We start from the raw sequence: 20,625 nt of genomic DNA on the forward strand, positions 1-20,625 counted from the left end.
GAAATGACTTCTGCGTTGTCCTCCTCCACCCGGTTGCCTTGCGGCAACCGGGTTCTTGATTTGGCCCACACCCATGTGATGGGTATTCTTAATGTAACTCCCGACTCCTTTTCCGATGGCGGCCGCTTCAGCCAGTTGGACGCTGCTTTGCGTCATGCCGAAGCAATGGTGGCCGCTGGTGCGACCCTGATCGATGTCGGCGGCGAGTCGACTCGGCCTGGTGCTCGTGTGGTTTCTCCGTTGGAGGAGCTGGAGCGGGTGGCCCCGGTCGTCGAGCTTATTGCGCGCGAACTGGATGTGATCATCTCGGTTGATACATCGACCCCGGCCGTCATGCGCGAAACGGCACGTCTGGGGGCGGGACTTATCAATGACGTACGATCTCTCAGGCGTGATGGCGCATTGGATGCGGCAGCGGCTACCGGTCTGCCGGTCTGCTTGATGCATATGCTGGGCGAGCCCGGCAATATGCAAGACCGTCCTCAATACAATGACCTGGTGGGTGAGGTCAGTGGGTTTCTTGCTGAGCGTATTGCTCAATGCGTCGCTGTGGGCATTGAACCTGAGAAGATCATCCTCGACCCTGGTTTTGGCTTTGCCAAAACATTGCAACACAACTTGAGCCTGTTTAAGCACATGGAGTCCTTGCACGCGCTTGACCGGCCTCTGTTGGTCGGTGTTTCGCGTAAAAGCATGATAGGGCTGGCCTTGAATCGCCCGGTGGGTGAGCGGCTTTATGGCGGTCTTGCGCTCGCGGCGCTCGCAGTGGCCAAGGGTGCGCGTATTTTGCGCGTGCATGATGTCGCAGAGACAGTCGACGTGGTGCGAATGATCGAAGCTGTAGAATCCGCCGAATAAGAATGATGGAGCACTTATGACTAAAAAATATTTTGGTACCGACGGCATTCGTGGCCGTGTCGGCGAATTCCCTATTACTCCTGACTTTATGCTGAAACTGGGTTGGGCGGCAGGTATGGCGTTCCGCAGCATGGGCGCGTGCCGCATCCTGGTCGGTAAGGACACCCGCATTTCGGGTTATATGTTTGAGTCTGCACTGGAAGCCGGTTTATCCGCCGCGGGTGCTGATGTGATGTTGCTGGGGCCTATGCCGACGCCGGCGATCGCTTACCTGACGCGTACGTTTCACGCTGAAGCCGGTATCGTGATTAGCGCCTCGCACAATCCTCATGATGACAATGGCATCAAGTTTTTCTCGGGGCAGGGTACCAAGCTGCCAGACGAGATCGAGTTGATGATTGAGGAGCTTTTGGATGCACCAATGACTGTGGTCGAGTCCGGTAAGCTGGGTAAGGTATCGCGTATCAACGACGCTTCTGGTCGTTACATCGAGTTTTGCAAGAGCAGCGTACCTAGCAGTACCAATTTTGCTGGGCTGAAGATCGTTGTGGACTGTGCCCATGGGGCCACCTACAAAGTGGCGCCAAGCGTGTTCAAGGAGTTGGGGGCTAATGTGACGGTGCTGTCGGCCCAGCCCAACGGCTTGAACATCAATGAAAACTGTGGATCCACCCATATGGGTCAACTGCAGGCCGCAGTCCTGGCGGAGCATGCCGATCTGGGTATCGCTTTTGACGGTGATGGCGACCGGGTTCTGATGGTGGATCACACGGGTGCCGTGGTCGACGGTGATGACCTGTTGTTCATCATTGCCCGTGACCTGCACGAGCGTAACAAGCTGCAAGGTGGTGTCGTCGGCACGTTGATGAGTAACCTTGGCCTGGAACTGGCCTTGGCTGATCTGGGTATTCCCTTCGTGCGTGCCAATGTGGGTGATCGTTATGTCATCGCTGAGTTGCTGGAGCGCAACTGGCAGGTGGGTGGCGAGAATTCCGGGCATGTTGTCTGCTTCCAGCACACCACCACGGGTGACGCGATTATTGCTGCCTTGCAGGTTTTGTTGTCGCTGCGCCGTCGTGATGAGAGCCTGGCTCAAGCGCGCCAGGCGCTGCGCAAGTGTCCGCAGGTTCTGCTCAATGTGCGTTTTGCCGGTGGTGAAAATCCAATCGAACATCCAGCCGTCAAGGAGGCTTGCGAGCGCGTAACCCTGGCAATGTCGGGGCGTGGGCGTGTGCTGCTGCGTAAGTCCGGCACAGAGCCCCTGGTGCGCGTTATGGTCGAAGGTGATGATGAAATTCAGGTTCGCGGTCATGCCGAGGATCTGGCAAAACTGGTAACTGAAGTTTGCGGCTGAATTCGGCTTGCCAGTGAGGGTGTGGTTGGGTAACATCTGCGCCCACTTTGACCGACGGGGTACAGCATGCGTCGCACTATGGTAGCTGGTAACTGGAAGATGCACGGTACCCGCGCCAGTGTCGCTGAGCTGATCAATGGCCTTCGTCATTTGGCCTTGCCTAGCGGTGTTGATGTTGCGGTTTTCCCGCCCTGCTTGCATATCAATCAAGTGATTGACGGCTTGAAGGGCAAGTCGATTCAGGTCGGCGCGCAGAACTCTGCGGTGGAGCCCATGCAAGGTGCTTTGACCGGAGAGATCTCGCCGAGTCAGCTGGTTGATGCAGGTTGTTCCTATGTGCTTGTCGGGCACTCCGAGCGCCGTCAGATGATGGGCGAGCGTGATGGAACACTCAATCGCAAGTTCGCAGCAGCACAGGCTTGTGGCTTGATTCCGGTGTTGTGCATAGGGGAGACCCTTGAGCAGCGTGAGTCGGGCAAGACTCTTGAAGTTGTCTCGCGTCAGCTGGGCAGCATCATAGAAGAGTTGGGTGTTGGTGCATTTGCAAGAGCGGTAATTGCTTATGAGCCGGTCTGGGCCATTGGCACCGGGCTGACTGCTACACCGCAACAAGCGCAGGATGTGCATGCAGCCATTCGCGCGCAGTTGGCGGCAGAGAATTCTGAAGTCGCACAAGGTGTGCGTCTTCTATACGGCGGCAGCGTGAAGGCGGCCAATGCGGTCGAACTGTTCGGCATGCCGGATATCGATGGGGGGCTCATTGGTGGAGCTTCCCTGAATGCAGATGAGTTCGGTGCGATCTGTCGCGCCGCGGGAAACTGAAAAAATGCTGGAAACAGTCGTAGTCGTTTTTCATCTGTTGGCTGCCCTGGGCGTAGTTGCCCTGGTTTTGTTGCAACAGGGTAAAGGTGCGGATGCTGGTGCGTCTTTCGGTGCAGGTGCTTCAAATACTGTATTCGGAAGCCAAGGTTCCTCTACCTTTCTTAGTAAGTTTACTGCTATACTTGCCGCAGGTTTCTTCATAACCAGCTTAGGGTTAGGTTACTTTGCTAAAGAGAAAGCTCATGTGCTGACTCAAGTAGGTTTGCCAAACCCAGCGGTGTTGGAAGTACCAAAAGCAAAACCGGCTTCTGATGATGTACCGGTGCTTCAAGAGCAAAAGTCGGCTACTCCAGCGACTGACGTACCTCCAGCTCAAGAGCAGAAGTAAGAAGGGTTGTAAACGCTGTATTGCCGAGGTGGTGGAATTGGTAGACACGCAACCTTGAGGTGGTTGTGCCCATAGGGTGTAGGGGTTCGAGTCCCCTTCTCGGTACCAATTATCAGGAGAGCCCGCTGTTGCGGGCTTTCTTGTAGGTGGAAGGTTACATTGACCCTGTAAGGGATCGGTCGTATACTTCCGCCCCAGCTTTGTCGCGGGGTGGAGCAGTCTGGTAGCTCGTCGGGCTCATAACCCGAAGGTCGTCGGTTCAAATCCGGCCCCCGCAACCAGTTTTAGCGGAGCCCCTTTTAAGGGGCTTTTTGTTAGCTGGACACTTTCAACGCCGCTGTTCGACGGCGTTTCAAGGATGGGCGTTTCGCCCATTTTTTTATTTTGCACAGCATGCACATACATGCACGAGGGGGTTCAGGTGTCGAGCAAGCTAGAAGAGTTGCAGGCCTTGTTGGCCCCGGTGGTCGTGGCCCTAGGCTATGAATGCTGGGGTATTGAGTTTTCGGCTCAAGGTCGCCACTCAATGTTGCGCGTTTATATCGATAAAGAGGGCGGCGTGCTGGTGGACGATTGTGCCATTGTCAGCCGTCAGATCAGCGGTGTGCTGGATGTTGAAGATCCGATCTCCGTTGAATACACCCTCGAAGTTTCCTCGCCAGGCATGGAACGCCCACTGTTCACTATTGATCAGTTTGCAAAATTTGCCGGTGAACAAGTGAAGATCAGGCTGCGATCTCCCTTTGAAGGGCGACGCAACTTTCAGGGCCTTCTGCGCGGTGTAGAAGAACAGGATGTCGTGGTGCAGGTAGAAGACCATGAGTTCCTGTTGCCGATCGATATGATCGACAAGGCCAACATTATTCCCAGTTTTGACTGAGACGCGGATCCCGCGGATCCAATGGCTTGCGAAAGGCGAGGCGTACGATGAGCAAAGAAGTACTGCTGGTTGTTGAGTCGGTATCCAATGAAAAGGGTGTACCGGCAAGCGTGATTTTTGAGGCGCTGGAGCTGGCCCTGGCCACTGCTACCAAAAAGCGTTTTGAAGACGAAGTTGATCTGCGTGTGGAAATCAACCGCCACACCGGTGCCTATGAGACTTTCCGTCGCTGGACGGTTGTCGAAGAAGCCGATCTTGATGATCCGGCCATCGAAACCTGGCCGAGCAAGGTTGCCGAAACGCATCCTGGCGCCAAGGTCGGTGATGTCGTCGAAGAAAAGATCGAGTCGATCGAATTCGGCCGTATTGCTGCACAGACCGCCAAGCAGGTCATCGTGCAGAAGGTTCGCGAAGCTGAGCGCGCTCAAGTCGTTGACGCCTATCGCGAGCGCCTGGGTGAAATCATCTCGGGTACCGTGAAAAAAGTGACTCGCGACAATGTGATCGTTGACCTGGGTAACAACGCCGAAGCGTTGTTGGCCCGCGAAGACATCATCTCTCGCGAAACCTTCCGTGTCGGCGTGCGTCTGCGTGCGTTGCTCAAGGAAATCCGCACCGAGAACCGCGGCCCTCAGTTGATCCTGTCGCGTACTGCGCCGGAAATGCTGATCGAGCTGTTCCGTATCGAAGTGCCGGAAATCGCCGAAGGCCTGATCGAAGTCATGGCTGCGTCCCGCGACCCGGGTTCGCGCGCCAAGATCGCGGTCCGCTCCAAGGACAAACGCATCGACCCGCAGGGCGCTTGCATTGGTATGCGCGGTTCGCGCGTCCAGGCAGTGTCGGGCGAATTGGGCGGTGAGCGTGTGGATATCGTCCTGTGGGACGACAACCCGGCGCAGTTCGTGATCAACGCCATGTCGCCGGCTGAAGTGGCGGCAATTATCGTTGACGAAGATGCCCATGCAATGGACATCGCCGTTGGCGCAGACAATCTGGCTCAGGCCATTGGTCGTGGTGGTCAGAACGTGCGTCTGGCCAGCCAACTGACCGGCTGGACCCTGAACGTGATGACCGAATCGGACATCCAGGCTAAGCAGCAAGCTGAAACCGGTGACATCCTGCGCAACTTCATCGACGAGCTGGAAGTCGACGAAGAACTGGCTCAGGTGCTGGTAGATGAAGGCTTCACCAGCCTGGAAGAGATTGCCTACGTACCGTTGGAAGAAATGCTCAACATCGACGGCTTTGACGAAGACATCGTCAACGAGCTTCGCGCTCGGGCCAAGGATCGTTTGTTGACTAAAGCCATCGCTACTGAGGAAAAGCTGGCAGACGCCCATCCGGCCGAAGACCTGCTCTCGCTTGAGGGTATGGACAAGGATTTGGCGATGGAACTGGCGGTGCGCGGCGTAATTACCCGCGAAGACCTGGCCGAGCAGTCTATTGACGATCTGCTCGACATCGACGGCATTGACGATGATCGTGCCGGCAAGTTGATCATGGCCGCCCGAGCCCATTGGTTCGAGTAATTAGGCGCGGCCTGAGGAGAGAAGTGCATGACGCAAGTCACGGTGAAACAACTGGCCGATGAGGTCAAAACACCGGTAGAGCGCCTGTTGCAGCAGATGCGTGAGGCAGGTCTGCCGCACACCGCCGCCGATGAAGGTGTGAGCGATAGTGAGAAGCAGTCTTTGCTGACTCACTTGAAGAGCAGCCACAAGGCGAAAGTGGAAGAACCGCGCAAGATTACATTGCAGCGCAAAACCACCAGCACCCTGCGTGTTGCTGGTAGCAAGAGCATCAGCGTTGAGGTACGCAAGAAGAAAGTCTTCGTACAGCGCAGCCCGGAAGAAATCGAAGCCGAGCGTAAACGCGAGCTGGAAGAACGTCGTGCAGTAGAAAATGCTGCTCGTCAGAAGGCTGAAGAAGAAGCCAAGCGCCGCGCCGAAGAAGAAGCGCGTCGCCAGCCTGCCGCTGCGCAACCTGCTGCCGCTGATGCAGTTGCCGCACCTAGCGCGCCTGTTGAAGCTGTGCGTGAGACCGCTCCGGTTGCCGCAGCTCCAGCGCCTGCAGCAGAGCGCAAGCGTGAAGAACCTCGTCGTCCGGACAAACCACGTGCTGACGATAACAATCGTCGCGGTGGTGGTGGCGATGGTGAGCGTAAAAACGCTCCACATCGTGCCTCGGTCAAAGAGAAAGCGCCTGCTCCACGCGTTGCCCCGCGTACTACTGACGAAGAAAGCGATGGCTTCCGTCGTGGTGGCCGCGGCAAGGCCAAGCTGAAAAAACGCAACGCCCACGGTTTCCAGAGCCCAACCGGCCCTGTCGTGCGTGAAGTGAAGATCGGCGAGACCATCACTGTGGGCGATCTCGCCCAGCAGATGTCGGTCAAGGCAGCTGAAATCATCAAGTTCATGTTCAAGCTGGGTACTCCGGCCACCATCAACCAGGTACTGGATCAGGAAACTGCCCAGCTGGTTGCTGAAGAGCTGGGCCATAAAGTGACCCTGGTCAGCGACACCGCCCTGGAAGATTCCCTGGCCGAGTCCCTGAAGTTTGAAGGTGAGGCGGTTTCCCGTGCACCGGTTGTGACCGTAATGGGCCACGTTGACCACGGTAAAACCTCCCTGCTCGACTACATCCGTCGTGCCAAGGTGGCTGCTGGCGAAGCCGGCGGTATTACCCAGCACATCGGCGCGTACCACGTTGAAACCGACCGTGGCATGGTGACGTTCCTCGACACCCCTGGTCACGCTGCGTTTACCGCAATGCGTGCCCGTGGTGCCAAGGCGACCGACATCGTGATCCTGGTGGTTGCTGCGGACGACGGCGTGATGCCACAAACCATCGAGGCTGTTCAGCACGCTCAGGCGGCTGGCGTACCACTGGTGGTTGCCGTGAACAAAATCGACAAGCCGGGCGCTGATCTCGATCGCATCCGTAGCGAACTGTCGGTGCATGGCGTGACTTCGGAAGAGTGGGGTGGTGACACTCCATTCGTACCGGTCTCCGCGAAGATGGGTACCGGCGTTGACGAACTGCTCGAAGCTGTTCTGTTGCAAGCCGAGGTTCTGGAACTGACCGCTACGCCATCGGCCCCAGGCCGTGGTGTTGTAGTTGAATCGCGTCTCGACAAGGGCCGTGGCCCGGTTGCGACCGTTCTGGTTCAAGACGGTACCCTGCGCCAAGGCGACATGGTACTGGTCGGTTCGAACTACGGCCGTGTACGTGCCATGCTCGACGAGAACGGCAAGCCAATCAAGGAAGCTGGCCCGGCTATCCCGGTCGAGATCCTTGGTTTGGACGGTACTCCGGACGCTGGTGACGAGATGAGCGTGGTTGCCGACGAGAAGAAAGCCCGTGAAGTGGCTCTGTTCCGTCAAGGCAAGTTCCGCGAAGTCAAACTGGCCCGTGCTCACGCTGGCAAGCTGGAAAACATCTTCGAGAACATGGGCCAGGAAGAGAAGAAGACGCTTAACATCGTCCTCAAGTCTGACGTACGTGGTTCCCTCGAAGCGTTGAACGGCGCCTTGAACGGTCTGGGTAACGACGAAGTGCAAGTGCGTGTTGTCGGTGGCGGTGTCGGTGGTATCACTGAATCCGACGCCAACCTGGCACTGGCTTCCAACGCTGTATTGTTCGGCTTCAACGTGCGTGCCGATGCCGGCGCTCGCAAGATCGTCGAGCAGGAAGGCCTGGACATGCGTTACTACAACGTCATCTACGACATCATCGAAGACGTCAAGAAAGCCCTCACCGGCATGCTTGGCAGTGACGTCCGGGAGAACATCCTGGGTATCGCCGAAGTGCGTGACGTGTTCCGCTCGCCTAAATTCGGTGCGGTCGCTGGCTGCATGGTTATCGAAGGCACCGTGTACCGTAACCGTCCAATCCGTGTACTGCGTGAAGACATCGTTATCTTCGAAGGCGAGCTGGAATCCCTGCGCCGCTTCAAGGATGACGCTTCCGAAGTACGTGCCGGCATGGAGTGCGGTATCGGCGTCAAGAGCTACAACGACGTCAAGGTTGGCGACAAGATCGAAGTCTTCGAGAAAGTTCAGGTTGCTCGCAGCCTCTAACTCGCGCACTTCAGGAGCCACGCGGCGTGTGAGCATGCAGATGCCCCTAGCCGCGTACGGACTCTAAACGCAACGCCCGGTCTGGCTTTTGTCAGGCCGGGCGTTTGCCGCTTTCAGACCCCACGGGTTTCACCGTGTGGCAGTAACAGGTAACAAGACATGGCAAAAGAATACAGCCGTACCCAGCGTATCGGCGATCAGATGCAGCGCGAGCTGGCCCAACTGATCCGTCGCGAAGTCAAAGACCCTCGCGTTGGCCTGGTGACCATCACCGCCGTTGAAGTGAGCCGTGACGTGGGGCACGCCAAGATCTTCATCACCGTGATGGGCCAGGACAGTAGCGAAGAAATCGCGCAAAGCATCAAGGTGCTCAACTCGGCCGCAGGTTTCCTGCGCATGCAGTTGGCCCGCGAAATGAAGCTGCGCAGCGTTCCCCAGTTGCACTTCCACTACGACGAAAGCGTCGTGCGTGGTGCGCACCTGTCGGCCTTGATCGAGCGCGCCGTGGCTGAAGACAGCCAACACACGTCCACACCTGAAGACGCCAAGGAGTAATCGGTGGCTCAGGTCAAACGTATCCGTCGTAATGTCAGCGGCATCATTCTGCTCGACAAACCCATTGGCTTTACCTCCAATGCCGCGTTGCAGAAAGTCCGCTGGCTGCTCAATGCCGAGAAGGCCGGGCACACCGGCAGCCTCGATCCCCTGGCCACCGGCGTGCTGCCGTTGTGCTTCGGCGAGGCCACCAAGTTCTCGCAATACTTGCTCGATTCCGACAAGGGTTACGAAACCCTGATGCAGTTGGGCAAAACCACCACCACGGCCGATGCCGAAGGTGACGTCTTGCAGGTTCGCGATGTGACCGTTGGTCGTGCTGATATCGAGGCTGCTTTACCCGCTTTTCGTGGGGAAATCAGTCAGATACCGCCGATGTACTCGGCACTCAAGCGTGATGGGCAACCTCTTTACAAGCTGGCACGTGCGGGCGAAGTAGTGGAGCGTGAACCGCGTTCTGTTACTATTGCGCGCTTGGAATTGCTCGCCTGCGAAGGCGACACCGCTCGTTTGGCGGTGGACTGCAGCAAAGGCACCTATATCCGTACCCTGGTGGAAGATATTGGTGAAAAGCTTGGTTGCGGCGCCTACGTTGCAGAACTGCGACGCACGCAGGCCGGACCTTTCAGCCTGGCGCAGACCGTTACGCTGGAAGAGTTGGAAGCCGTACACGCCGAAGGCGGCAATGAAGCGGTTGATCGCTTCCTCATGCCATCGGACAGCGGTTTGCTGGATTGGCCATTGCTGCACTTTTCGGAGCACAGCGCGTTCTACTGGCTCAACGGCCAGCCGGTACGTGCCCCGGACGCTCCGAAGTTCGGTATGGTGCGGGTACAGGATCATAACGGTCGCTTTATCGGTATCGGTGAAGTGAGCGAAGACGGGCGCATCGCGCCACGTCGACTGATTCGGTCAGAATGACCGGACGAGTGTGGCTGTTAACAGGCACGGTCAACACTCATTTTTTGATACAGGGATTTGTCCCTGGCCTGTTGAGATCACCCTTGGGTGGTTTCCTGAAAAAAGGATTGCCTCATGGCTCTCGACGTTCAAGAAAAAGCACAAATCGTAGCTGACTATCAGCAAGCTGTTGGTGACACTGGTTCGCCAGAAGTGCAAGTTGCACTGCTGACCCACAACATCAACAAGCTGCAAGGTCACTTCAAGGCCAACGGTAAAGATCACCACTCCCGTCGTGGTCTGATCCGCATGGTAAACCAGCGCCGTAAGCTGCTGGACTACCTGAAAGGCAAGGATCTGGGTCGTTATCAGACTCTGATCGGTCGCCTGGGTCTGCGTCGCTAATAAGCGATTGCGCTAGAGGTTGGTTGTCTGTCGTGTGTCAGTGGGATTCCCGCTGACCCATGGCAGGCTCCCAGCCTCAAGTTTTATCTGGATACACGTTTTACCCTGGACTAGAGTCGGGCCGATTCCCGGCATTGCCCAAGAATTTCGCAAGAAGACAAGTTCCCCCAAGAGCCACAAAGAAGGTAGGACACCGTGAACCCGGTTATCAAAAAATTCCAGTTCGGTCAGTCGACCGTTACCCTCGAGACAGGCCGTATTGCCCGTCAAGCCTCCGGCGCAGTGCTGGTTACCGTTGACGACGACGTCACCGTATTGGTGACCGTTGTAGGTGCCAAGACCGCTGATCCGAGCAAAGGCTTCTTCCCTTTGTCCGTTCATTACCAGGAAAAAACTTACGCTGCCGGTAAGATTCCTGGCGGTTTCTTCAAGCGTGAAGGCCGTCCTTCCGAGAAAGAAACCCTGACTTCCCGACTGATCGACCGTCCGATCCGTCCGCTGTTCCCAGAAGGCTTCATGAACGAAGTGCAGGTAGTCTGCACCGTCGTTTCCACCAGCAAGAAGACCGATCCGGACATCGCTGCGATGATCGGTACCTCGGCGGCCCTGGCTATTTCCGGCATTCCTTTCGATGGCCCGATCGGCGCTGCCCGCGTTGCATTCCACGAAAGCACCGGCTACCTGCTGAACCCGACTTACGAGCAACTGAAAGCTTCGAGCCTGGACATGGTCGTTGCCGGTACTTCGGAAGCCGTCCTGATGGTTGAATCGGAAGCTAAAGAGCTGACCGAAGATCAGATGCTGGGCGCAGTACTGTTTGCTCACGACGAGTTCCAGGCTGTTATCCAGGCTGTTAAAGAGCTGGCTGCCGAAGCTGCCAAGCCAACCTGGACCTGGGCTGCCGCTCCGGAAGCCACCGAGCTGCTGGGCGCTATCCGTTCCGAATTCGGCGCTGCCATTTCCGATGCCTACACCATCACCGTTAAGGCCGACCGTTACGCTCGCCTGGGCGAACTGAAGGATCAGGTTGTAGCCAAGCTGTCCGGTGAAGAAGGCCAGCCTTCCGCCAGCGACGTCAAAGCTGCATTCGGTGAAATCGAATACCGTACCGTTCGCGAAAACATCGTTAACGGCAAGCCACGTATCGACGGTCGCGACACCCGCACCGTACGTCCGCTGAACATCGAAGTCGGCGTTCTGCCTAAGACCCACGGCTCGGCCCTGTTCACCCGTGGTGAAACTCAGGCTCTGGTAGTCGCGACTCTGGGTACTGCCCGTGACGCACAGCTGCTGGACACCCTGGAAGGCGAGAAAAAAGACCCGTTCATGCTGCACTACAACTTCCCTCCGTTCTCGGTGGGCGAGTGTGGCCGCATGGGTGGTGCTGGTCGTCGCGAAATCGGTCACGGCCGTCTGGCTCGCCGTTCGGTTCAGGCCATGCTGCCTGCCGCCGACGTGTTCCCGTACACCATCCGTGTTGTGTCGGAAATCACTGAGTCCAACGGTTCCAGCTCCATGGCTTCCGTTTGCGGTGCGTCCCTGGCATTGATGGACGCCGGTGTGCCGATGAAGGCGCCGGTTGCCGGTATCGCCATGGGCCTGGTTAAAGAAGGCGAGAAGTTCGCCGTCCTGACCGACATCCTGGGTGACGAAGACCACCTGGGCGACATGGACTTCAAAGTAGCCGGTACCGCCAAAGGTGTGACCGCGCTGCAGATGGACATCAAGATCAAAGGCATCACCGAAGAGATCATGGAAATCGCCCTGGGCCAAGCCCTGGAAGCGCGCCTGAATATCCTCGGCCAGATGAACCAGATCATTGGTCAGTCCCGTACCGAACTGTCGGAAAACGCTCCGACCATGATCGCGATGAAAATCGACACCGACAAAATCCGTGATGTCATCGGTAAAGGCGGCGCGACTATTCGTGCGATCTGCGAAGAAACCAAGGCTTCGATCGACATCGAAGACGACGGCTCGATCAAGATCTTCGGCGAAACCAAGGAAGCGGCTGAAGCTGCACGCCAGCGCGTTCTGGGCATCACCGCTGAGGCCGAGATCGGCAAGATCTATGTCGGTAAAGTTGAGCGCATCGTCGATTTCGGCGCATTCGTCAACATCCTCCCGGGCAAAGACGGTCTGGTACACATCTCCATGCTGAGCGATGCTCGCGTTGAGAAAGTGACCGACATTCTGAAAGAAGGCCAGGAAGTGGAAGTGCTGGTACTGGACGTGGACAACCGCGGCCGTATCAAGCTGTCCATCAAGGACGTAGCAGCAGCCAAGGCGTCGGGCGTTTAATCACCCTTAGCTCAGGCTGAAAAAAGGACTCTTCGGAGTCCTTTTTTATGGGCGATGGAAAAGTAAGCAAAATCAGCCATTTAGCCAAAGAAAAAAACCGCAACTTGCATGCAGGCACGATGAGGTTCATGCAAGTTGCACGATTCCGAAAATGTGCCATTTTTATAAGTTATTGATTTTAAAAGGTTTAGTTCTGATTCTGAGTTGGCACACTGCCTGCAATATCCCTGTTAACGCTGCAGCATCAAGGTCTACACGCTGCAGACTTTTAATAAAACAGGAGTTACTCGTATGAAGAAGTTCGCTCTCGCTACTGCTACCGCTCTGACCCTGGCCATGGGTGCTAACGTAGCCTTTGCTCAGACTTCCCAGGCCCCTATGACTTTGGCAGCTGGTGAAGTGACCAAGGCTAAAGAGTCCACCTCGGATACTTGGATCACCACCAAAGTAAAAGCTGACCTGCTGACCGAGAAAGGCATTCCTGGTTCGGACATCAAGGTTGAAACCAACAAAGGCGTGGTTTCCCTGTCCTCGACAGTCGCTATCTCTGACGCGCAGAAAGAAACTGCCGTAGCAATCACCAAGAAAATCAAAGGCGTAAAAGCGGTTTCCGCTGATGGCCTGCTGGCTGGCGGTGCTGTCAAAGCCGACAACATCGACAAAGCCAAGGAAGGGACTTCGGATACCTGGATCACTACCAAAGTAAAAGCTGATCTGGTTACCGAGAAAGGCATTCCTGGCACCGACATCAAAGTCGAAACCAACAACGGCGTAGTTTCCCTGTCGTCGACTGTAGCGATCACCGAAGCTCAGAAAACCACCGCGGTGAACATTGCCAAGAAAATCAAAGGCGTGAAATCTGTTTCGGCTGCTGGCCTGCACGCAGAGTAACGCACCCTTTTTCGTCTGAACTGGACGGCGGCGGCTTAGGGTGAGTCAGCTATCCACCCAATGCACCTCTGGCGTTCATGCGATCGACCACACGGATGTGGTCATTACAGGCCCCGGCACTTGTGCCGGGGCCTGTTTTATTTGCGGGCAGAAATATCTAGAAAGCACACGGAGAAGAAAGGGGAGGCGGCTTGCCCGCTCCCCCATCGGTTGTCCGTCGCGGTTTACTCAGCATCCAGATGCATGGGGGTGATGACACGCCCATCTTTCTCAGCCTGCCCCAATTGCGCATCAATGAAGTAAACGCGGTCATCTTCCAGTTTCGCCTTGTCCACCAGGTAGTCCTTGATGGCGCCGGCCCGATCCTGACCCAGTTGGCGCAGCAGCACGTCACTGGTGCTCCAGAACTTGATTACACCGTCTTTGAGCTTCGCCGTACGGTCATCACTGCTCAGGTCTTTCCATTCAGCCGGCGGTTGTTGTTTCAAGCGTGTGCGGTAGATGCCTTCCAGCAATGGCGCCTTTTCCTTCTCCGGTACGACCAGCAACGAGGCCTGGGCCGGGACTTTGTCGCCACGGCGTTGCAGCATCTTGTAGTAGTTGTATTGGTATTCACGCTCCAGGCGTTGGGCCGCAAGGAGCGGACCATCGCTGCTAGCTGCCGCCGTGCCTTCGATTTCCAGGCGCAGCGCAGGACGCTCTTTAAGTGCCTTGGCCAACGTGTTCAGGGCGTCTTCTGCGTTTTTACTCAACTCACTGGAACCCGCCGCGAAAGACACACTGCTGAGGTCTTCCGAGCCACCCCCGGTAATCAGCCCACCAATGAATTTGAATGGCGCTGTCGCCGCACGTACCACCAGGTTGCGCAGGGTCTGCCACACAATCGGCATTACGCTGAATTGCGGGTTGTTCAAATCACCGCTCACCGGCAGTTCGATAGAGATTTTGCCGTCGCTGTCTTTGAGCAACGCAATCGCCAGTCGAATCGGCAGGTCCACGGCATCGGCGCTGTCGACTTTCTCACCCAATTGCAGTTGTTCGACCACCACTTTGTTTTCGGCTTTCAATTGGCCTTTGGTGATCACGTAGTGCAGGTCCAGGTTCAGACGGCCCTTGCGAATGCGGAAGCCGGCGAACTTGCCCGAGTAGGGCGTCAGCGTCGTCAGCTCGACCCGTTTGAAGCTGGTGGCGATATCCAGCGCCGCCATCGGGTCAAACGGGTTGACGCTGCCTTTGATGGTCACTGGCGCGTAGCGGTCAACCTTGCCGTTGATATCGACACTGGCCGGTTTGGCCTGGCGACTGTCGATGGTGCCGATCTGCCCGTTCAGCTGTTGAATGGCGGTAGCGAAATTGGGTGTGAGACTGAAGTCGGCAAAGTTGGCCGAGCCATCGTTGATCGCAATTTGTCCGATATGAATGCCCAGTGGCTTCTCGTTGCTCGCCGCCGATTTGGTGGTGGGCTTGGCGCCGCTGCCGGCCGGTTGTGGAATCAGCAAATCGTCGATGTTGGTGGTGCGGTCATCGTTGATCATAAAGCGTGCATACGGCTGCAGCAGGTTGACCTTGTCGATCGACAGGCTCTGGCCGTGCTGATAGTTCACGCCTTCCAGTACCAGGCGCTGCCACTTGAGGAAGTCTCGGGTCTTGAGGGTGTCCAGCGTATGCAACTGGTCGACTTGTGCGCGACCGGTGACTTGCAACGCCAGCGGTTCGGTGCTTTTGAGGTTCACATCAAGGTTGCTGCCCAGCATGCCGCTGCGCAGTTCCAGGCGAATGAATGGGCTGATATAGGACTGGGCAACCCGCAGGTCTATGTCCTGGGTGTCCACTTTCAGCCTGGCGCTGACGGGGTTGAGGTTGACCTCGCCGGTTGCCTGGATCTTGCCTTGCTTGCCCAGGCCGGAGTCGACCTTCAGGGTGAAGGGGCTCTGGTTGAGGCTGTCGAAGTTCTGCATATCGACATTCAACGGGCCCAGCTCCAGCGCTACCGCAGGCTTGGCCGCGCGGTCAGCCAAGTGCACCTGGTAATTACGCAACTGCACGTCCTTGAGCAGTACTTGCCAGGGTTTGCTCGGGGCCGCGGCTTCAGCTTTTGGCGAGTCGGCAGTGGCCGGCGCGGTCTTCGGCTCCGGTGCCTTGGCTGGTTTGGCCGGTTGGCCGGCGAACAGTTTCTGCCAGTCCAGTTGCCCATCGGCCTCGCGGGCGGCCCAGGTTTCCAGCTTGTTACTACGGATCTTGCCGACCACTACTTGCTGCTTGGCCAGATCTACCGTGGTTTCGCTGACGTCCAGGCGCTCCAGGCGTGCCAACGGGCGGCCGTCCGGCGCCTTGATCGCAAAGGGGGCGATGCTGGCGCTGGTATTTGTCAGGTTCAGTTCGGTTTCCTTGGCCAGGCTGAACGTGTAATCGGTGCTGAAGTTGAGCACGCCGTCTTCAAGCACCAGCGGCAAGGCATCACGTACATAGGGCCACCAGGCTTTCATCTTGCCATCAGTGACTTTCAGTGTGCCCTGGGACGTGATCGGTATCAGGCTGAAATTACCTTTCCAGTCAATCTGCCCGCCTTGAGGACCGGCGGCCACCAAGGTCATGTTGGCGTTGTCTTCGGGCAAAGTGCTGAGGTTTTTCAGCTCGAAGTCGAGTTTGTCGTAGAGGAACTCGATGGGCTCGCTGGGGCGCAGGTCTTGAAAGTGCACATAACCGCGCGCCAACTTGATGCTGTCGATACGCAAAGGGAAGGGTTTGGCGTTTGGGTCGGCCGGGGTTGGTTCGCTCGGCGGCAGTTTGAACAACTGCGCCAGGTTCAGTTGGCCGGACTTGTCGAACAGCAACTCGGTCTTGGGCTTGTCCAGCTGTACATCCGCCAGGTGCAGAGCGCGGGTCCAGAGACTGTCGATCTGCAGGTTGGCGTAAAGACGTTCGAAACCCACCTGTTCCTTGCCGGGTTCACCGATCTGCAGGCCCCATGCCGTGACTTCCAGGCTGAACGGGTTGAGTTCGATGCGCTCGATACGTGCCGGCACCGTGGCGTAGTTGGCCAACTGTTGATTGGCAACCCGAAGGGCGATACCGGGCAAAATCAGGAAGCCGAGCAGGCTGTACAGAGCAAGAGCAGTCAACACGGCGCCGATGGCGCGAATCAATCCTTTGGGCATGGGCGGCGGCATCTATATCGAACGAGAGTGCCTTGGAGTATGGCACGGGATTTCGGTTCCGAAGAACCGGGGGGGTTGGGATAACTCTTACAATTGCAGGATCAAAGTCTTCAGCGGCGGCTGTTGGTCCTGGGAGGGGAAGTCCGCTCCCGGCGTCATGATCTGCCAGTCGCGTACCGGGCGCCCGGCTTTTTCGGCGCAACGCAGCACCTGCTCGCGCCAGTCATCCATGCTGACTTTTGCCAGGTTATTGCAGCAGATCAGTACGCCGTTGTCGGCAGTGGCGAGCAGCGCAGGTTTGAGCAGGCTTTGATAGTCACGCAACAGGTCGACGGTACCGAAAGCACTCTTGGCCCAGGCCGGTGGGTCGAGTAATACCAGGTCATATTGGCGCTGCTCAAGGCGTGGATAGCTCGGCAGTTTTTGGCCACGGCGCTGGGTGATCGGCAAACCCGCCAGTTGGCGAATCGCCGGGAAGTAATCGGACTGCACGAACTGCATTGTGGGCAGCTCGGGGTTCAGCAGGCCGTTTTCACGACCGACCGCCAGGTTGCCCTCGGCGAAGTCCAGGTTGCACACCTCGCGCGCGCCCCCGGCGGCTGCGCTCAAGCCCACGCCGCAGGTGTAGGCGAACAGGTTCAGCACGCTCTTGCCGGCGCTGTGCGTCTTGACCCAGCCGCGGGTATTGCGCAAGTCGAGAAACAGCAGTGGGTCCTGCCCGGCGTGGCGCCCGCGTACGCGGTAATTGAGCCCCCACTCATGGCCGACCAGATCTTCCAGCGCTGCAGACTCAGCGCGGTACACCGTGTCTTCGCGGTCGATCCGCGAGTTGCCCCTGGAGCGGTCGTTGTACACCAGCAGCAACTCCAGGCCCATGAACTGGTTGATCAGCTGATGCACGTCCAGCAGGTCAGCTGTTTCCAGAGGCTGGTGAAAGCTCTGCACCAACAATTGCGGGCCGTAGCGGTCGATGGTCAGGCCGCCAGCGCCTTCCTGGCTGCCGTGGAACAACCGGTAGCAGTCAGTGCCTTGGGCGTGCAGCTCATTGATCAGGTCTTGGCGTTGATCGAGGGCGGCGCGCAGCGCCTGATTCAGGGAGGACATGGAACGCGCCTTGCGTGCTGGATAAGAGAGGGTAAAGGTGGGCGCGGAGTTTAACAGCTATAGGCGCCAGCCTACATCAGCCCCATCCGCCGATGGGCACGTTGCACCGAACCATTGCGCATCGCCCAACGTAGCAACGGCGCGCTACGCTTGACTCCGGCGCGAATCAACTGACGTTGCAATGGGGTCTGGTGTTGCTCAAGCAAGGCACTGGCCCAGTCCGGCAGCAGGTCGATCCCGGCTTGCATCATCAGGCTGCCAAAGGGTTTGGCCAGGGTGCTTGGTGCGGGCGCATTGACCAGCAGACGCAGCACTTCGCGGCTGCGTTCGTCGCAGAGCAACTGTGGGCGGATGCGTGCGAGGTAATCCGAGACTTCCTGCCGTGAACGTGGCACATGCCTCGCCCCCAGCCGTTCGGCTACCAGGGCGATTTCGCTGTAATAACGATCCTGATCCCGTCCCGATAGGTGCGGGTTGCGATAACGCAGGTGCGCGGCCAGGAAGTTGCTGACCTCAGCCACATGCACCCAGGTCAACAGTTCTGGGTCGCTGGCCGCATAGGGTCGCCCGTCCGGGGCATGCCCGACCACTTGCAGGTGGATGGTGCGCACTTTTTCGATCAGCCATTCGGCATCCTTACGCGAGCCGAAAGTAGTGCCGGAAATAAACTGCGAGGTCCGACGCAGGCGCCCGAGCATGTCCTGGCGGAAATTCGAGTGGTCCCACACACCAGCCAACGCCAGTGGGTGCAAGGCTTGCAGCATCAACGCAGTGATGCCGCCGATGAGCATGCTGCAGAAGTCGCCATGTACTTGCCAGCTCACCGAGTCCGGCCCGAACAGGCCGGGATCGCCCTTGGGGTTTTCCAGGTCCAGTTGGCCCAGCGACAGGCCGGTCAGGCTCATCAGTTGGGTTTCGATACGGCTGCGGATAAATTCCATGGCGACTCGGGGTTTCCTATCGGTTCAGGCGTTTGTCGATCAGGCCGTCTACAACGCTGGGGTCGGCCAGGGTAGAGGTATCACCGAGGCTGTCCAGTTCGTTGCAGGCGATCTTGCGCAAAATACGTCGCATGATCTTGCCCGAGCGGGTTTTCGGCAAGGCTGGCGCCCATTGGATCAGTTCCGGCTTGGCAAAGCTGCCGATTTCCTGGCTGACCAGATCCAGCAAGTGTTTCTTCAACGCATCACTGGGCTCGACGCCATTCATTGGCGTGACAAATGCGTAGATACCTTGGCCTTTGAGGTCATGGGGGTAGCCCACCACGGCGGCCTCGGCCACTTGGTCGTGCAGCACCAGGGCGCTTTCCACTTCGGCGGTGCCGATCCGATGGCCGGACACATTGATCACGTCATCGATGCGCCCGGTAATCCAATAGTCGCCATCTTCATCGCGTCGTGCACCGTCGCCGGTGAAGTAATAGCCGGGGTAAGGTTTGAAATAGGTATCGATCATGCGCTGCGGGTCGCCGTAGACGCTGCGGATCTGCCCTGGCCAACTGGCTTTGATCGCGAGTATGCCACTGCCGGCGCCGCTGAATTCCTTGCCGTGCTCGTCCAGCAGTACGGGCTGTACGCCGAACAAGGGCTGGGTCGCACAGCCGGGTTTGACACGCTGGGCGCTGACCAACGGGCTGAGCATGATGCCGCCGGTTTCGGTCTGCCACCAGGTATCCACAATCGGGCAGCGCTGCTCTCCCACCACATTGAAATACCAATCCCAGGCTTCCGGGTTTATCGGTTCGCCGACGCTGCCCAGCAGGCGCAGGCTGGCGCGTGACGTGTTCTCCAACGGGCCGTGGCCCTCACGCATCAGTGCGCGCAGTGCGGTGGGTGCGGTGTAGAAGATATTGACCTGATGTTTGTCGATCACCTGCCAGAAGCGCGAACTGTTGGGGTAACTCGGCACTCCTTCGAATATCAACGAGGTAGCGCCATTGGCCAGCGGGCCATACACGATGTAACTGTGCCCGGTGACCCAGCCCACGTCGGCTGTGCACCAGAACACTTCGCCATCGCGGTAATCCAGTACGTATTTGAAGGTCATCGCCGCTTGCAACAGGTAACCGCCGGTAGTGTGCAGCACGCCCTTGGGTTTACCGGTGCTGCCGGAAGTGTAGAGAATGAACAGCGGGTCTTCGGCATCCATCGGCTCGGGCGGGCAGTCATCTCTGGCCGCATCCAGGGCTTGCTGGTACGCAAGGTCACGGCCTGCGCTCCAACTCACGGCCGCGCCCGTGCGCTGTACCACCAATACCGTGCCGACGTTCGGGCAACTGGCCAGGGCTTTGTCGACGTTCTTTTTCAATGCAATCGGCTTACCGCCACGCACGCCTTCATCGGCGGTAATGACGGTGCGGCAGTCGGCGTCGAGAATGCGGTCGCGCAAGGCATCTGGCGAGAACCCCCCAAACACGACCGAGTGCACGGCACCGATTCGCGTGCAGGCCAGCATGGCGTAGGCCGCTTCCGGAATCATCGGCATATAGATGCATACCCGGTCGCCTTTCTTCACGCCACGGCTTTTCAGTACGTTGGCCAGGCGGCAGACGTTCTGGTGGAGTTGGCGGTAGGTAATTTTGGAAGAGTGTGAAGGATCATCGCCTTCCCAGATGAAGGCCGGTTGGTCGGCACGTTCGGCCAGGTGGCGGTCGATACAGTTGTAACTGACATTCAGTTGGCCGCCGGCGAACCATTGAGCGGCGCCCGTGCTGATGTCGGCGCTGTGCACGGTATGCCAGGGTGAGATCCAGTCGAGAAAGCTCTTGGCTTGTTCAGCCCAGAAGGCATCGGGTTGCTCGATGGATTGACGATAGAGGCGCTGGTAGTCCTCCTGACTGAGTTGTGCAGCCCGGCGGACGGCATCGGCGTTGGGATACTGGCTGATATCGAACATGAGCATTCCTTATTCTTGTTTTGCGACAAGTCATA

The 20,625-nt window shown here is 57.7% G+C and carries 16 protein-coding genes and 2 tRNA genes; 14 read left to right on the plus strand and 4 right to left on the minus strand.

Going from position 1 to position 20,625, the window contains the following annotated elements; genetic code table 11:
- The first annotated feature begins 3 nt into the window (after positions 1 to 3).
- From folP to EXW71_RS25965, 14 genes are all read left to right on the plus strand, one after another.
- Positions 4 to 858: a dihydropteroate synthase gene (folP, locus tag EXW71_RS25900; protein WP_134660614.1), complete on the plus strand. Its 855-nt coding sequence runs from the start codon at positions 4 to 6 to the stop codon at positions 856 to 858.
- 16 nt (positions 859 to 874) lie between these two features.
- Complete coding sequence (gene glmM / locus EXW71_RS25905) at positions 875 to 2,212, plus strand: phosphoglucosamine mutase (protein WP_134660615.1); 1,338 nt, start codon at positions 875 to 877, stop codon at positions 2,210 to 2,212.
- A gap of 66 nt (positions 2,213 to 2,278) precedes the next feature.
- Complete coding sequence (tpiA, locus tag EXW71_RS25910; protein ID WP_123715851.1) at positions 2,279 to 3,034, plus strand: triose-phosphate isomerase; 756 nt, start codon at positions 2,279 to 2,281, stop codon at positions 3,032 to 3,034.
- Between the two features lie 4 nt (positions 3,035 to 3,038).
- Positions 3,039 to 3,422, plus strand: a complete 384-nt coding sequence (secG, locus tag EXW71_RS25915; RefSeq protein ID WP_010206600.1) for a preprotein translocase subunit SecG — start codon at positions 3,039 to 3,041, stop codon at positions 3,420 to 3,422.
- 22 nt (positions 3,423 to 3,444) lie between these two features.
- Positions 3,445 to 3,530 (plus strand) — tRNA-Leu (locus EXW71_RS25920).
- A 96-nt stretch (positions 3,531 to 3,626) separates the two neighbouring features.
- Positions 3,627 to 3,703, plus strand: a tRNA-Met gene (locus EXW71_RS25925).
- 140 nt (positions 3,704 to 3,843) lie between these two features.
- A complete protein-coding gene (gene rimP / locus EXW71_RS25930) occupies positions 3,844 to 4,302 on the plus strand; it encodes a ribosome maturation factor RimP (protein ID WP_032806314.1) in 459 nt (152 codons plus the stop codon).
- Positions 4,303 to 4,349: 47 nt separating this feature from the next.
- Complete coding sequence (gene nusA, locus EXW71_RS25935; RefSeq protein ID WP_096513508.1) at positions 4,350 to 5,831, plus strand: transcription termination factor NusA; 1,482 nt, start codon at positions 4,350 to 4,352, stop codon at positions 5,829 to 5,831.
- 27 nt (positions 5,832 to 5,858) lie between these two features.
- Positions 5,859 to 8,381, plus strand: a complete 2,523-nt coding sequence (infB, locus tag EXW71_RS25940; protein WP_123715852.1) for a translation initiation factor IF-2 — start codon at positions 5,859 to 5,861, stop codon at positions 8,379 to 8,381.
- 159 nt (positions 8,382 to 8,540) lie between these two features.
- Positions 8,541 to 8,936 (plus strand): 30S ribosome-binding factor RbfA, encoded by a 396-nt coding sequence (rbfA, locus tag EXW71_RS25945; RefSeq protein ID WP_123715853.1) that lies wholly within the window; start codon positions 8,541 to 8,543, stop codon positions 8,934 to 8,936.
- A gap of 3 nt (positions 8,937 to 8,939) precedes the next feature.
- The gene (truB, locus tag EXW71_RS25950) at positions 8,940 to 9,857 is read left to right on the plus strand and encodes a tRNA pseudouridine(55) synthase TruB (RefSeq protein ID WP_034117853.1); all 918 of its coding nucleotides are present in this window, start codon (positions 8,940 to 8,942) and stop codon (positions 9,855 to 9,857) included.
- A gap of 114 nt (positions 9,858 to 9,971) precedes the next feature.
- Positions 9,972 to 10,241 (plus strand): 30S ribosomal protein S15, encoded by a 270-nt coding sequence (gene rpsO / locus EXW71_RS25955; RefSeq protein WP_003177875.1) that lies wholly within the window; start codon positions 9,972 to 9,974, stop codon positions 10,239 to 10,241.
- Between the two features lie 195 nt (positions 10,242 to 10,436).
- Positions 10,437 to 12,542 (plus strand): polyribonucleotide nucleotidyltransferase, encoded by a 2,106-nt coding sequence (pnp, locus tag EXW71_RS25960; protein WP_123715855.1) that lies wholly within the window; start codon positions 10,437 to 10,439, stop codon positions 12,540 to 12,542.
- Positions 12,543 to 12,833: 291 nt separating this feature from the next.
- The gene (locus tag EXW71_RS25965) at positions 12,834 to 13,433 is read left to right on the plus strand and encodes a BON domain-containing protein (RefSeq protein ID WP_134660616.1); all 600 of its coding nucleotides are present in this window, start codon (positions 12,834 to 12,836) and stop codon (positions 13,431 to 13,433) included.
- Positions 13,434 to 13,657: 224 nt separating this feature from the next.
- Here EXW71_RS25965 and EXW71_RS25970 read toward each other — a convergent pair whose 3' ends face one another.
- The 4 genes from EXW71_RS25970 to acs form a co-directional block, all read right to left on the minus strand.
- Complete coding sequence (locus EXW71_RS25970; RefSeq protein WP_134660617.1) at positions 13,658 to 16,591, minus strand: DUF748 domain-containing protein; 2,934 nt, start codon at positions 16,589 to 16,591, stop codon at positions 13,658 to 13,660.
- Positions 16,592 to 16,678: 87 nt separating this feature from the next.
- Positions 16,679 to 17,695, minus strand: a complete 1,017-nt coding sequence (locus EXW71_RS25975) for a class I SAM-dependent rRNA methyltransferase (RefSeq protein WP_134660618.1) — start codon at positions 17,693 to 17,695, stop codon at positions 16,679 to 16,681.
- A gap of 71 nt (positions 17,696 to 17,766) precedes the next feature.
- Positions 17,767 to 18,636 (minus strand): oxygenase MpaB family protein, encoded by an 870-nt coding sequence (locus EXW71_RS25980; RefSeq protein WP_123715859.1) that lies wholly within the window; start codon positions 18,634 to 18,636, stop codon positions 17,767 to 17,769.
- A 16-nt stretch (positions 18,637 to 18,652) separates the two neighbouring features.
- A complete protein-coding gene (acs, locus tag EXW71_RS25985) occupies positions 18,653 to 20,590 on the minus strand; it encodes an acetate--CoA ligase (RefSeq protein ID WP_134660619.1) in 1,938 nt (645 codons plus the stop codon).
- Positions 20,591 to 20,625 lie beyond the last annotated feature (35 nt).

The sequence above is a fragment of the Pseudomonas sp. BCA17 genome, from assembly GCF_004519405.1.
Lineage (GTDB): Bacteria > Pseudomonadota > Gammaproteobacteria > Pseudomonadales > Pseudomonadaceae > Aquipseudomonas.